Source organism: Bradyrhizobium sp. 192, assembly GCF_023100965.1.
In the GTDB taxonomy this organism is placed as follows: Bacteria; Pseudomonadota; Alphaproteobacteria; order Rhizobiales; family Xanthobacteraceae; genus Bradyrhizobium; species Bradyrhizobium symbiodeficiens.
This window is the reverse complement of sequence record NZ_CP064690.1, coordinates 5,234,553-5,246,800: the sequence shown is the minus strand read 5'-3', so window position 1 is coordinate 5,246,800 and position 12,248 is coordinate 5,234,553. Positions and strand designations below refer to the sequence as shown.

General features: G+C 66.2%; 11 protein-coding genes and 2 pseudogenes. 5 read left to right on the top strand and 8 right to left on the bottom strand.

The genetic code is table 11. The annotated features are described in order from the left end of the window. Window positions 1–69: 69 nt before the first annotated feature. The 4 genes and pseudogenes from IVB24_RS24245 to IVB24_RS24230 form a co-directional block, all read right to left on the bottom strand. Window positions 70–381 carry a DUF3240 family protein gene (locus tag IVB24_RS24245; protein WP_094974496.1) on the bottom strand — a complete coding sequence of 104 codons (312 nt, stop codon included), beginning with the start codon at window positions 379–381 and terminating at the stop codon, window positions 70–72. Continuing rightward, a pseudogene (locus IVB24_RS24240) lies at window positions 378–2,027 on the bottom strand (efflux RND transporter permease subunit); the annotation flags it as partial. The gene IVB24_RS24245 and the pseudogene IVB24_RS24240, both read right to left, overlap by 4 nt. After that, window positions 2,026–2,346 (bottom strand): annotated as a pseudogene (locus IVB24_RS24235) (cytochrome b/b6 domain-containing protein); the annotation flags it as partial. The pseudogenes IVB24_RS24235 and IVB24_RS24240, both read right to left, overlap by 2 nt. Window positions 2,347–2,357: 11 nt before the next feature. Continuing rightward, the gene (locus IVB24_RS24230) at window positions 2,358–2,633 is read right to left on the bottom strand and encodes a PepSY domain-containing protein (protein ID WP_247769300.1); all 276 of its coding nucleotides are present in this window, start codon (window positions 2,631–2,633) and stop codon (window positions 2,358–2,360) included. Between the two features lie 133 nt (window positions 2,634–2,766). Between IVB24_RS24230 and IVB24_RS24225 the strand changes: the two genes are divergently transcribed. From IVB24_RS24225 to IVB24_RS24215, 3 genes are read left to right on the top strand one after another with little or no spacing between them, the layout of a single operon-like run. Further along, entirely contained in the window at window positions 2,767–3,093 is a 327-nt protein-coding gene (locus IVB24_RS24225; RefSeq protein WP_247769299.1) for a PepSY domain-containing protein, read from the top strand. After that, the gene (locus IVB24_RS24220) at window positions 3,093–3,758 is read left to right on the top strand and encodes a response regulator transcription factor (RefSeq protein WP_247769298.1); all 666 of its coding nucleotides are present in this window, start codon (window positions 3,093–3,095) and stop codon (window positions 3,756–3,758) included. The genes IVB24_RS24225 and IVB24_RS24220 overlap by 1 nt, the downstream gene beginning before the upstream one ends. Continuing rightward, window positions 3,755–5,134 carry a sensor histidine kinase gene (locus tag IVB24_RS24215; protein ID WP_247769297.1) on the top strand — a complete coding sequence of 460 codons (1,380 nt, stop codon included), beginning with the start codon at window positions 3,755–3,757 and terminating at the stop codon, window positions 5,132–5,134. The genes IVB24_RS24220 and IVB24_RS24215 overlap by 4 nt, the downstream gene beginning before the upstream one ends. Before the next feature lie 36 nt (window positions 5,135–5,170). Here the strand turns inward: IVB24_RS24215 and ppx are convergent, their stop codons facing one another. The 4 genes from ppx to IVB24_RS24195 form a co-directional block, all read right to left on the bottom strand. Beyond that, window positions 5,171–6,673 (bottom strand): exopolyphosphatase, encoded by a 1,503-nt coding sequence (ppx, locus tag IVB24_RS24210; RefSeq protein ID WP_140479240.1) that lies wholly within the window; start codon window positions 6,671–6,673, stop codon window positions 5,171–5,173. 15 nt (window positions 6,674–6,688) lie between these two features. Beyond that, window positions 6,689–8,881, bottom strand: coding sequence for an RNA degradosome polyphosphate kinase (locus IVB24_RS24205; RefSeq protein WP_247769296.1), 2,193 nt, complete (start codon window positions 8,879–8,881; stop codon window positions 6,689–6,691). Between the two features lie 149 nt (window positions 8,882–9,030). Next, window positions 9,031–9,708: a DnaA/Hda family protein gene (locus IVB24_RS24200; RefSeq protein ID WP_166470125.1), complete on the bottom strand. Its 678-nt coding sequence runs from the start codon at window positions 9,706–9,708 to the stop codon at window positions 9,031–9,033. A 92-nt stretch (window positions 9,709–9,800) separates the two neighbouring features. Further along, window positions 9,801–10,343 carry a CDP-alcohol phosphatidyltransferase family protein gene (locus IVB24_RS24195; protein WP_094974743.1) on the bottom strand — a complete coding sequence of 181 codons (543 nt, stop codon included), beginning with the start codon at window positions 10,341–10,343 and terminating at the stop codon, window positions 9,801–9,803. A gap of 156 nt (window positions 10,344–10,499) precedes the next feature. Here IVB24_RS24195 and purM point away from each other — a divergent pair, with 156 nt between their 5' ends. Both purM and purN read left to right on the top strand, forming a co-directional pair. Further along, window positions 10,500–11,573 carry a phosphoribosylformylglycinamidine cyclo-ligase gene (gene purM / locus IVB24_RS24190; protein ID WP_247769295.1) on the top strand — a complete coding sequence of 358 codons (1,074 nt, stop codon included), beginning with the start codon at window positions 10,500–10,502 and terminating at the stop codon, window positions 11,571–11,573. A gap of 14 nt (window positions 11,574–11,587) precedes the next feature. Beyond that, window positions 11,588–12,241, top strand: a complete 654-nt coding sequence (gene purN, locus IVB24_RS24185) for a phosphoribosylglycinamide formyltransferase (protein ID WP_247769294.1) — start codon at window positions 11,588–11,590, stop codon at window positions 12,239–12,241. The last annotated feature ends 7 nt before the right edge of the window (window positions 12,242–12,248 follow it).

Here is a 12,248-nt window from a genome sequence, read left to right as displayed (position 1 = left end):
CCTAGATCATTATTTTCACGCGTTTTGTTCGCGCGAACCGGTATCCACTTCGCTCGAAAATGCTCTGCCTCAGTCGATCGTGCCGAGCTCCGTCACGGGGATCGTCCAGTAAACCAGCTTGGTTCCGGCGAACGAGAGCCGCAGGCGGTCGAGCAAGCGGCCGGCATCGCTGCTCGCCAGGATCACCTGCACGACGGCCTGATCGGCATGGCCCTTCACGCGTTCGGCGGCCGTATGCAAGCGGACCTCAGTGCCGTGACCGGCTCCGTGCGATGCCGTGAATCCCGAAACCAGGTCGCTCTGCTCAGTGAGATAGTCGAACACCTCCTCGCGGAGGCGATGCGGCACGATCAGCGTGAGACAGACGGGGTGCTCGGTCATTTCGTCACCTTCGACGTCCCGCCATAGCGGCGATACAGGATCGGCAGGAGAATCAGGGTGAGCAGGGTGGAGGACAGCAGTCCCCCGATCACGACGATGGCGAGCGGCCGCTGCACCTCGGATCCCGGCCCTGTGGCGAACAGCAGCGGGATCAAGCCCAGCGCCGTGATGCTCGCGGTCATCAGCACGGGGCGAAGCCTGCGCATGGCGCCTTCGACGACGATGCGATCCTCGGGAAGGCCGTGGGCGCGGAGCTGATTGAAGTAGGAGACCAGCACGACGCCGTTGAGCACGGCGATGCCGAGCAACGCGATGAATCCGACCGAGGCCGGCACCGACAGATACTCGCCCGTCACGACCAGCGCGAACACGCCGCCGATCAGCGCGAAGGGAATGTTGACCAGCACCAGCAGCGCCTGCCTGATGGCCCCGAAGGTGGTGAACAGCAGCACGAAGATCAGGCCGATCGCGACGGGGACCACGACGGACAGTCGCGCGGCGGCGCGTTGTTGGTTCTCGAACTGTCCGCCCCAGGTCAGTCGGTAGCCGCTCGGCAGCGGCAGTTCGGTCGCCACCTTTTGTTGGGCGGCTTCGACGAAGCCGACCATGTCGCGGCCGCGGACGTTGGCCCGCACCACGCTCATGCGGGCACCGTCCTCGCGGTCGATCTTCACAGGGCCATCCACGCGCTGGATGCGGGCGACCTGCGACAGCGCGACATGCCGCCCGGACGCCAGCGTCAGCGGCAGGCTCGCCAGCAATGTCGGCGCCTCCCGTGTCGTCTCGCTGCCCCGGACCAGGATCGGCGTACGGCGTCCTTCCTCGAGCGCGGTCCCGATGATGCGACCCTCGATCTGGGTCCGCAGCGAGGCGACGATGGAATCCACGCTCAGGCCGAGGCGGCCGGCCTCCAGGCGATTGACCGCAACCGTGTAATATTGAGCGCCTTCGTTCAGCGTGGTGTAAACGTCCTCGGCACCGTCGATACTGGACAGGATCGCCGACAGCTTTGCCGCGGTCTCGTTCAGCCGGGCGATGTCGGGGCCGAAGATCTTGACGGCGACGTCGCCGCGCACGCCGCTGATCATCTCCTGCACGCGCATGTCGATGGGCTGGGTGAAGCTGAGCGAGATGCCGGGAAAGCCGTTGAGGACCTCGCGAAGCTTCTGCAGCAGGGCCTCGCGATTGTCGGTCGCACGCTCGGCGGCCGGCTTGAGCACCAGGAACGTGTCGGTCTGGTTGGGGCCCATGGGATCGAGGCCGAGCTCGTCCGACCCGGTCCGGGCGACGATGCCAGCAATATCAGGCACGGCCAGCAGGGCGGTCTGCAGCCTTGTATTCATCGCAAGCGACTCGTCGAGATTGACCGAGGGCAGCGTCTCGACGCTGACGATGACGTCGCCTTCGTCCATCGTCGGCATGAAGGTCTTGCCGAGCTGGGTATAGGCGAAGCCTGCCGCAACGAGGCCGATCAGCGCCGCGGCCATCACCTTGCGTTCGTTGTCGAGGGACCAGTGCAATGCCGGCGCGTAGACCCGTTGTGCCGCACGCACCAGCAGGGGATCGCGATGCGAGGCGGATTTGAGCACGAAGGAGATCGCGACCGGGATCACGGTGAGCGCCAGCAGCAGCGAGGCGGCCAGCGCTGTGGCCGAGATAGCGCGGCGCCCTCAGCAGCGCCACGTCGCGCGCGTAGGCGAGCACCGCGCGCGGCGAGCGTACGAAGTCGCTGAAGCGCGCATGGCGCGGTCCCACGAAGCCCCACACGATCCGTAAGCCGAGCAATCCCGCGATCGTGTAGCCGGCGGCGATATGGACATTCTCGATCTCGTCGCCGGTCGCATAAGCGAGCAGAAATAGCCCGGCCAGCGACCAGTGGAACACGCGCACAAAGGGGTCCCAGACCTTGACGGTGGCCAGCGGCTTCTCGCCGCCGGCCACGATCGCGTCGTGAATGGCGCTCATGGTGCGACCTCTTACAGCTGACCGACGATCTGGCCGCTGGTCGGATCGACGAACAATTCGACCCGGCTGCCGGACTTGTCGATGGTGTAGAGTTCGCCACAGGCATTCTTGAGCTTGGCCTTCTGGACTTTGTAACCCTGGGCTTCGACCTTGGCCTGCAATTGTTCGAGCGGCAGCCAGCTTGTCTGCGGCGCTGCAGTGCAGGGACGCCCGAGGCTGCCGGCATGAGCGGTCGCGGCGGCTGCGAGCAAGGCGGCGGCAGCGGTGAGGATGGTGATCTTGCGCATGATTCTCTCCGACTTTTGGCGTCCGGCCGCGTCATGCGGCGAGGCGATGTACGGATATTGGCAGACGGGCCCTGACGGCTACCTGTTGATCCACGTCAGCGTTTTGTCAGGTTGATTAGGGCAGTCTTTGTGAATGCAACCAGCCAGCTTCCTGGGATTCCTCGCGGTGCCTTTGCTGGCAGGCATCCTGCTCGCGCCGGTGCCTGCCGCAGCCGGCGGCCACGATCGAGGCGCGCCAGACGCGGTTCGCCGCGCAGTCGAGGCGGGCGAGATCAAGTCACTCGCCGACATCCTCGCCTCCATTCGTGGCAAGCTGCCGGGGGAGGTCGCCGGCGTCGAGATAGAGCGCGAGCGGGGCCGCTGGGTCTACGAGTTTCGCGTCGTCGACGACAAGGGCCGCCTCTACGAGGTGCACGTCGATGCGCGGAGCGGCGAGATCGAACGCATCAGGGAGAAGTGATGCGCCTGTTGCTGGTGGAGGACGACCGACGGATCGCAGCCGATGTGGAGAGGGCGCTCCACGCGGCCGGCTATGTGGTCGAGACCGTCCGCAACGGCGAGGAAGCCTGGTTCCGCGGCGATACCGAGGATTACGGCGCCGTCATCCTCGATCTCGGCTTGCCCGGCATGGACGGCCTGGCGGTGCTCAAGCGCTGGCGCGCGAACGGACGCTCCATGCCGGTGCTGATCCTGACGGCGCGCGGCAGCTGGGCCGAGCGCGTCGACGGGATCGACGCGGGCGCCGACGACTACCTGCCCAAGCCGTTCCGCATGGAAGAATTGCTGGCGCGGCTGCGCTCGATCGTGCGTCGCTCGGCGGGGCATGCTTCTCCCCGGATCGTGGCCGGCGACGTCGAACTCGACGAGCGCCAGATGAAGGTGACGCTGCGCGGCGTACCCGTCGCGTTGTCGCCGCTGGAATACCGCCTGGTCGCCTTTCTCTTGCACCATCGTGGCCGCGTGGTGCCGCAGCACGAGCTCCACGAGAACGTCTATGGCCATGGCGAGGACCACGAGTCGAACGCACTCGAGGTGCTGGTCGGCCGGGTGCGCAAGAAGCTCGGGGCGGATCTGATCGAGACCAGGCGCGGCTTCGGCTATCTGGTCCCGGAGACGACGCCGTGAGCTGGGGCTCGCTGCGGCTGCGACTGGTGGCCGGCGGAGTGGTGGCGATCCTGATCGCGCTGACCATCGCCGGAGCCGGGCTGACGCTGCTGTTCGAACGCCACGTCACGCGCAGCATTGGCGACGACCTCGACGTCTATCTGAAGCAACTCATCGCAGGTATCGACGTGGATGCGAAGGGCAAGCTGGTGGTGGGCCGGCCGCCGGCCGATCCGCGTTTTGCCGACCCGCTTTCGGGCTTGTACTGGCAGGTATCGGACGACGGCGGTCAGGTGCTGCGTTCGCGCTCGCTGTGGGATACGGCCTTGGACTTGCCGCAGGACGAGCCGTCGCCTCGCGAATTGCACCGTCACGTCATCGCCGGGCCGGCGAACGCGCGGCTTTTGGTCAGTGAACGCCGCGTGCTGCTCACCGTGGGCGACCGCCGCGTTCCGGTGCGCGTTGCGGTGGCGGCCGATCTTGCCCGCGTGTCGGTCGCCGCCTCGCAATTCGCCAGGGATCTGGCGCTGGCGCTCGGCCTGCTGGGCCTGGTGCTGGCGGCGGCCACCTCGGTCCAGGTCGGACTGGGCCTCCGGCCGCTCGATGCACTTCGCCGCGGCGTCGCCGACGTCCGCTCCGGCCAACGCAAGCATCTTCCCGTCGATGTCCCTGCCGAGGTGAAGCCGCTGGTGGAAGAGGTCAACAATCTGATCGACGCCCAGGAAGGCGAGATCGAGCGTTCGCGCAGCCGCGCCGCCGACCTGGCTCACGGGCTGAAGACGCCGCTCGCCGCTCTCGCGGCCGATGTCGCGCTGTTGCGCCAGCGAGGCGAGCCGGACATCGCCCAGGCCATCGAAGCCGTCGCCGATGCGATGAGCCGTCATGTCGACCGCGAGCTGGCACGCGCCCGGGCGCGGGGCACGGCGCGACTGCGTGGCGGTACTTCCACACCCCTCAGACCGCTTGTCGAATCCCTGATGCTGACGCTGGCGCGCACGCCTGCTGCCCAGCTGCTTGAATTCAAGACCTGCATCACGGGCGAGCCGAGCGTACCGCTCGATCGGGCTGATCTGGCGGAAGTGTTGGGTAATCTCCTGGAAAACGCCACCCGTCACGCCAGGAGCCGGGTGCGGATTGGCGCAGACGCCACTGCAAATCCGGCGATCACGGTCGAAGACGACGGCCCGGGCATCGCGCCCGCCGAACGTTCGCGCGTGCTCGAACGCGGTGCGAGACTGGATGAGCGCGGCGAAGGTGCCGGTCTCGGCCTCGCGATCGTTCAGGACGTGCTGAGTGCCTATGGATGGCAGCTCGTCCTCACCGATTCCGAGCTCGGCGGACTGAAAGCCGTCATCGCGCCCGAAGGTAGCGGAGATTCAACGGCCACTGCTGGTTGAAGACCCAGCCGCTCGCTTGACGCACTGTCCTCGTCGTCAGCGCCGCACGATCGAGCCGGCGCGGTTGATCAGGCGGGCGAGCTGCTTGAAGCGGCTGCCGACGCGGTCGGCGACGAGGTCGCCGAGGCGGTGCTCGAACATGAGCATCAGCTTGCGGCCCTCGCTGCGGAAATGCGTGGCCGGCAGCACGCCCGGACGCGCCGCCGAGATCAGATGCGCGACGCGAAACGCGGCGCCGAGAAGGCGCGCGCGTTCGAGCTGCGCCGGCGTCAGCAGTTCCTGCATGGTCAACGGCGGCTGGTTTTCCTCACTCAGGCCCGCATAGCGATAGAACACCGACAGGCCGACGAAGGCCCGCTCGGTGTGGGTGATCGCGCCGAAATTGCCGTTGACGACGAGGCTCAGCGTCTGCTCGCCGCGGTGATCGGGATGCACGCGCCAGCCGATGTCGGACAGCAGGCACGCGGCGTGGCGCAAGCGACGGTCCTCCTCGGTCTCGCGCAGCTTCACCACGCGAACGAGGCGGTCGGTCCAGGCAATCAGCTCGTGGGCGTGCTTTGCCGAGCGCGACAGCAGCCGGTTGAGCTCTTCCGCGGCGCAGATCAGGCCGTCCTTGGTGCGTTCCGCCTCCGACAGCTTCTCGTGCAGCAGGCCCTCGCGCACGCCGAAGGTCGAGAACACGATCGTCTTCGGCTTCGCCACCCGGATGATGTGCTCGAGAACCAGCGCCGCATAGGTGAGGAGCGGGCGGCGTGCATCGGCGACGCTCTCGATGTCGGCGAGCATGTCCGCGGCCGCAAGACGACGCAGACGGCGCGAGAAGTCGAGCGCCTCGGCGGCCGAAATCGAATAGCCGTGCATCACCTGGAGCGGATAGCCGCTCTGGATGATGTGAATGCGCGCGAGTGCGCGCCAGGTGCCGCCGACCGCGTAGAAGGTGCGGCCGCGGCCCGCGGTCAGCAGCTCGACCTCGTCGATCTCCTCGCGCACGATGCGGTCGGCGCGCTTGAGCGATTTATGCGCGAGGTCCTGCAGTGCGAGCCCGCCGAGCGGCAGCGTCACGCCGCTGCGCACGCTGTTCCTGCGCACGTCGATCAATTCGAGCGAGCCGCCGCCGAGGTCGCCGACGATGCCGTCGGGATGGTGGATGCCGGAGATCACGCCGAGCGCCGACAGCCGCGCCTCGCGCGGCCCCGAGAGGATCTCGATCTTCACGGCGCAGATACGCTCGGCCCTGGCGATGAAATCGGGGCCGTTGGAGGCGTCACGGCAGGCCGCAGTCGCGATCGCGAACACGCGTCCGACCTGCATCACGCGGCACAATGCGCGGAAGCGCCTCAGCGAGGTCAACGCCTTGTCGACCGCATCGGGCGCGAGCAGCCCGGTGCTCTGCACCTCGCGTCCGAGGCCGCACAGCGTCTTCTCGTTGAAGATCGGAATGAGACTCCGCGTCAGTCCCTCGTAGACGACGAGACGGACCGAGTTGGAGCCGATATCGATGACCGCGACGCTCGAGCCGCGCTTGCGCGGCCGCTTCACGTCGGAAATCCCCGATCAGGATTGATGGCGTTCGTTCCGGCGCGTGAGACGACGCGGCGAGGATTCCTTGAGCGACTTTCCACGGCCAGACAGACTCGGATTTGTCATGAAGTAGTTGTGCACGTTGAAAGGCTCCTCGCCCTTCGCGGTCTTCATACGCGTTGAGGACCCGTCCGGCAACAATTGCCAGCTTTGCTCATTGTCCTTCAGGTTCGCGACCATGATCTGTTCGAGAACCTGCTGATGCACCGTGGGATTCTGCAGCGGGCACAGCACCTCGACGCGGCGATCGAGGTTGCGGGGCATCATGTCGGCCGACGAGATATACACAGCCGCCTTGGCGCTCGGCAGGCCCTGACCCATGCCGAAGCAGTAGATTCGGCCGTGTTCCAGGAAGCGTCCGATGATCGACTTGACGCGAATGTTCTCGGACAGGCCGGGAATGCCGGGCCGCAGGCAACAGATACCGCGCACCACCAGCTCGACCTGCACGCCGGCCTGGGAGGCCTCGTACAGCGCATCGATGATATCAGGATCGACCAGCGCATTCATCTTCATCCAGACCGCGCCGGACCGGCCGTGCTTAGCGTGTGCGGTCTCGCCCTGGATATGCTCGATGATGCGTTTGCGCAGGGTGAGCGGCGACACCGCCATCTTTTCCAGATCGCTCGGCGCGGCATAGCCGGTGATGAAATTGAACACGCGCGCAGCATCGCGGCCGATGGTCGGATCGGACGTGAAGTAGGAGAGGTCGGTATAGATGCGCGCGGTGACCGGGTGATAGTTGCCGGTGCCGGTATGGACGTAAGTCGTGAGGCTGCCGCCCTCGCGGCGCACCACCATCGAGAGTTTTGCGTGCGTCTTCAGTTCGAGGAAGCCGTAGACGACCTGCACGCCGGCGCGTTCGAGATCGCGCGCCCAGCGGATGTTGGCCTCCTCGTCGAAGCGCGCCTTCAGCTCGATGAGTGCGGTGACGGATTTGCCGGCTTCGGCAGCTTCCACGAGCGCGCGCACGATCGGCGAGTTGCTCGAGGTGCGGTAAAGCGTCTGCTTGATGGCGACGACGTCGGGGTCGCGCGTCGCCTGCTGGAGAAACTGCACCACCACGTCGAAGGATTCGTAGGGGTGATGGACGACGAGGTCCTTCTGCCGGATCGCAGCGAAGATGTCGCCGCCTTGCTCGCGCACGCGCTCGGGATGCCGGGGCACGTAAGGGGTGAATTCCAGATCGGGCCGGTCGAGGCGGGTGAGTTGCGAGAGCTCGTTCATGGCGAGCACGCCGTCGACGAGGAACACCTCGTCGTCGGCGGTCGACAGCGCGTGCTGCACGAAGCTGCGCAGCTGCTCCGGCATCTTGGCGTCGATCTCGAGCCGGATCACCGAGCCGCGGCGGCGGCGTTTCAGCGCGGTCTCGAACAGGCGGACGAGATCCTCGGCCTCTTCCTCGATTTCGAGTTCGGAGTCGCGGATGACGCGGAAAGCGCCTTGGCCGTGCAGGTTGTAGCCGGGGAACAGGCGGTTGATGAACAGGGCGGTCGCCTGTTCCAGCGAGATCAGCCGGACCACCTTGCCCTCGGTCGGCAGGCGGATGAAGCGGTCGATCTTGCCCGGCATGCGGATCAGCGCGTTCATCTGCTTGCCGTCGGCGGCGCGCGTGAGCTGGAGCGCGATGGTGAAGCCGAGGCTCGGGATGAACGGGAAGGGGTGGGCGGGGTCGATCGCCAGCGGCGTCAGCAGCGGGAACACGTTGCTGAGGAAGTAGTCCTCGATCCAGGTCCGTTCCGCCTTGGTGACGTCCTTGCCCTCGACCAGCACGATGCCGACATCGGCCAGGGTGCCGCGCAAATCGCGCCAGATTGCCTGTTGGTCGGAGGCAAGCTCGGAGACGGTGCGGTTGATCAGCGCGAGCTGCTCGGACGGGGTCAGACCGTCGGGGCTGCGTTCGGCAATGCCCTCGCGCACCTGGGCCTTGATGCCGGCTACGCGGACCATGAAGAACTCGTCGAGGTTATTCGCCGAAATCGACAGGAATCGCACCCGCTCGAGCATGGGGTGGCTTGGATTGACCGATTCCTCCAGGACGCGGCGGTTGAAATGCAGCCAGGAGAGCTCGCGGTTGATGAATCGCTCGGGACTCGATGCGATCGCCGGCAGGCTCTCGGTCTCTGGGGCTTTTTCTTTAGTTTCAACAGTTTGCACAGAGTCCATCAGAAGTCGGTCCATCCAGTTCGCCCCAATTTGCGACTTACCCGCAAAACCGCCGGGAGCATGTGTTAGAGCGATGACGTTTCGATGACATTGATGTTCCGCCGCTTCGCCGCGTCAAGCGGGCTTCGTGTGGGCCTTGGAAGCGCAGGTCAGGCGTCCCGCAACAGCTCGGCGGCCAGCGCCCGGGTGACAGGGCGGCCGAGCCTGAGGGCTTCGCTGTCGAGCAGTTCCACGGCCTGGCGGGCGGCGGCCGAGGACCGCTCCAGGCGGGTGGCGAGGTAGCTGACCACGCTCTCGTCGACGGCGAGCTGGCGGTCGGCGCAGAATTTGACGATCAGGCCGCGGAACAGCCGGTCGTCGGGCGGCAGCAACGCGACCACCGGCACGGCCCGCAGACGCGAGCGCAGGTCGCGAAGCTCGATTTCCAGCGCTGCCGGCACCTCGCGTCCGGTGAAGAGGAGGTTGGCCTCGTCCTCGCGGGCAAGGTTCATCAGGTGGAAGAGGGCGCGTTCGTCAAATTCCCCGACCTTGATGTCCTCGACCACCAGGGCGCCGGTGGCGAGCGCGCCCGGAACGCCCGCGGCGGTCAGTGCATTGGCCGTGGTGGAGCGGGCGCCGGATTCCTCAGCCCAGATCGCGGCGAGATGGCTCTTGCCGCTTCCTTCCGGGCCGGCCAGCCACATGATCCGGTTCGGCCATTCCGGCCAGCTGTCGATCAGGCCGAGACCGGCCGCGTTGGCGGGGCCTTCGAGGAAATTGTCCCGGCTGAGGCTTTCCGCATGCGGAAGCGAAAACGCCAATTGTCGGGGGTGAACGCGGCCTGGCACGCTTGCTTTGCTCCATGCCGGCGGGCCGGCGTGATGTGAAGAGATCGAACGTATCGAGCGGGAGTTGGCCTTTTGCGGGGCCGCATCGCCTCTCATTTGGCCTCGATCGTACTCATGTGCCGCAGCCACTCGACCAGATAGAGCGACACGGAGGCGAGTGTGAAGACCGTGACGAGGCTCATCAGGATGATATCATAAGGGGCCGGCTTGAAGCCGAAGGCAAGCGCCGCCAGCACGAGGGCCGCGAACGCCACTTGCGCCACGGTGTTGAGCTTGGACACTTTCGACGGCTTCATCTCGACCGGCCGGTCGAACAGCCAGGATACGATCACGGCGGCGACGATCATGATGTCGCGCGAGACCACCAGGATCACGATCCAGCGCGGGATTGCGCCCCAGATCCCGAGCGCCATGTAGATCGAGACCAGCAGCGCCTTGTCCGCGAGCGGATCGAGCAGGGCGCCGAGTTCGCTCGTCATGTTGAAGCGCTTGGCCAGGAAGCCGTCCACGGCATCGCTGATCCCGGCGATCAGGAAGACGGCGAACGCGACCTCCATTTGGCTCGACACGATGGCCCAGACGATGATCGGGACCAGCATGATGCGGCCCAGGGTAATGATATTCGGAATACTCACGAAAGCGCTTCCCGGCACCCGGTCTGACCTCGAATCCGGCCCCCTCGGGAGGCTGAACCGGTTGATATCTACATACTATAGGGTGGGGCGCCACGCTTGCCATTGCGCGTCCCCGGAATTCGACGTAACCAGCCGCAAACCCACTGGAAATCGGGCATGACCGACCGCAAAAACGGCCTCACTTACGCCGATTCAGGCGTCGATATCGACGCGGGCAACCGCTTGGTCGATTTGATCAAGCCGATGGTGCGCGCCACCGCACGGCCCGGCGCCGACGCCGAGATCGGCGGCTTCGGCGGTCTGTTCGACCTCAAGGCGGCCGGTTTCAAGGACCCGGTCCTGGTGGCTGCGACCGACGGGGTCGGCACCAAGGTCAAGATTGCGATCGAGACCGGGCTGCACGGCGGGATCGGCATCGACCTCGTCGCCATGAGCGTCAACGACCTCGTGGTGCAGGGCGCCGAGCCGCTGTTCTTCCTGGACTATTTCGCCTGCGGCAAGCTCGATCCGGAGGCGACGGCCTCGATCGTCGCGGGCGTCGCCGAAGGCTGCCGAGAATCCGGCTGTGCCCTGATCGGCGGCGAGACCGCCGAGATGCCCGGGCTGTACAAGGACGGCGATTACGACCTCGGCGGCTTTGCCGTCGGTGCTGCGGAGCGGGGCACGCTGCTGCCGCGCAAGGACATCGCCGCGGGCGACGCCGTGATCGGGCTCGCCTCGTCGGGGGTGCATTCCAACGGCTTCTCGCTGGTCCGCAAGATCGTCGAGCAATCGGGCCTCGGCTTCGAAGCCCAGGCGCCGTTCGCTCCTGTGATGACGCTGGGCGGCGCGCTGCTGACGCCGACCAAGCTCTACGTCAAATCCTGCCTGCGCGCGATCCGCGAGACCGGCGCGGTGAAAGGCCTTGCCCACATCACCGGCGGCGGCTTCACCGACAACATTCCGCGCGTGCTGCCGAAGGAGCTCGGCGTCGGCATCGATCTGGCCCGCCTGCCGGTGCTGCCGGTGTTCAAATGGCTGGCCGTGCAGGCCGGCATCGCCGAGCTGGAAATGCTGCGCACCTTCAACTGCGGCATCGGCATGATCGCGATCGTCGAGCCCGACAAGGTCGACGAGGTCGTGCAGGTCTTCACCGACGCCGGCGAGACCGTGGCGCAGCTCGGCACCGTGATCCCGGCCGAAGGCGAGCACCGCGTCGTCTACAACGGCCATCTCGACATGGCCTTGTAATGACTGGCGCTGTGATGAAGCGCCGCGTCGCCATCCTGATTTCCGGCCGCGGCTCCAACATGTCCGCGCTGATCAAGGCCGCCAGCGCGCCGGATTTCCCGGCCGAGATATCGCTCGTCATCTCGAACCAGGCCGATGCGCTCGGGCTGGAGCGGGCCCAAGCGGCTGGTGTGAACACGCTGGTGATCGAGAGCAAGCCGTTCGGCAAGGACCGCGCCGGCTTCGAAAAGGTGCTTCAGGCGGCCCTCGACCAGCACGGTATCGAGCTGATTTGTCTCGGCGGCTTCATGCGCCTGTTCACGGCCGAGTTCACCCAAAACTGGTACGGCCGGATGCTCAACATCCATCCCTCGCTGCTGCCGTCCTTCCCCGGCCTCGACCCGCACGGCCAGGCCCTGCGCGCCGGCGTCAAACTGTCAGGCGCGACGGTGCACTTCGTGATCCCCGAGACCGACGCCGGCCCGATCGTGATGCAGGGCGCGGTGCCCGTTGGCGATCACGATACGGGAGATACGCTGTCGGAACGCATCCTCGAAGTCGAGCACCGCATCTATCCCGAAGCGCTGCGGTTGCTTGCGACCGGAAAGGTCCGGATCGAGGGCGATGTGTGCAGGACGGCCGGGAGTGCTGCGTCGGAGAATTTCTTAGTTTCGCCCGTCGTAGGGTAAAGATGGT

Excerpts from the sequence above, each read along its gene's own strand:
- IVB24_RS24245 (WP_094974496.1), bottom strand. The coding sequence starts at position 381 with ATGACCGAGCACCCCGTCTGTCTCACGCTGATCGTGCCGCATCGCCTC.
- IVB24_RS24230 (WP_247769300.1), bottom strand. The coding sequence starts at position 2,633 with ATGCGCAAGATCACCATCCTCACCGCTGCCGCCGCCTTGCTCGCAGCC.
- IVB24_RS24225 (WP_247769299.1), top strand. The coding sequence starts at position 2,767 with ATGCAACCAGCCAGCTTCCTGGGATTCCTCGCGGTGCCTTTGCTGGCA.
- IVB24_RS24220 (WP_247769298.1), top strand. The coding sequence starts at position 3,093 with ATGCGCCTGTTGCTGGTGGAGGACGACCGACGGATCGCAGCCGATGTG.
- IVB24_RS24205 (WP_247769296.1), bottom strand. The coding sequence starts at position 8,881 with ATGGACTCTGTGCAAACTGTTGAAACTAAAGAAAAAGCCCCAGAGACC.
- purM (WP_247769295.1), top strand. The coding sequence starts at position 10,500 with ATGACCGACCGCAAAAACGGCCTCACTTACGCCGATTCAGGCGTCGAT.
- purN (WP_247769294.1), top strand. The coding sequence starts at position 11,588 with ATGAAGCGCCGCGTCGCCATCCTGATTTCCGGCCGCGGCTCCAACATG.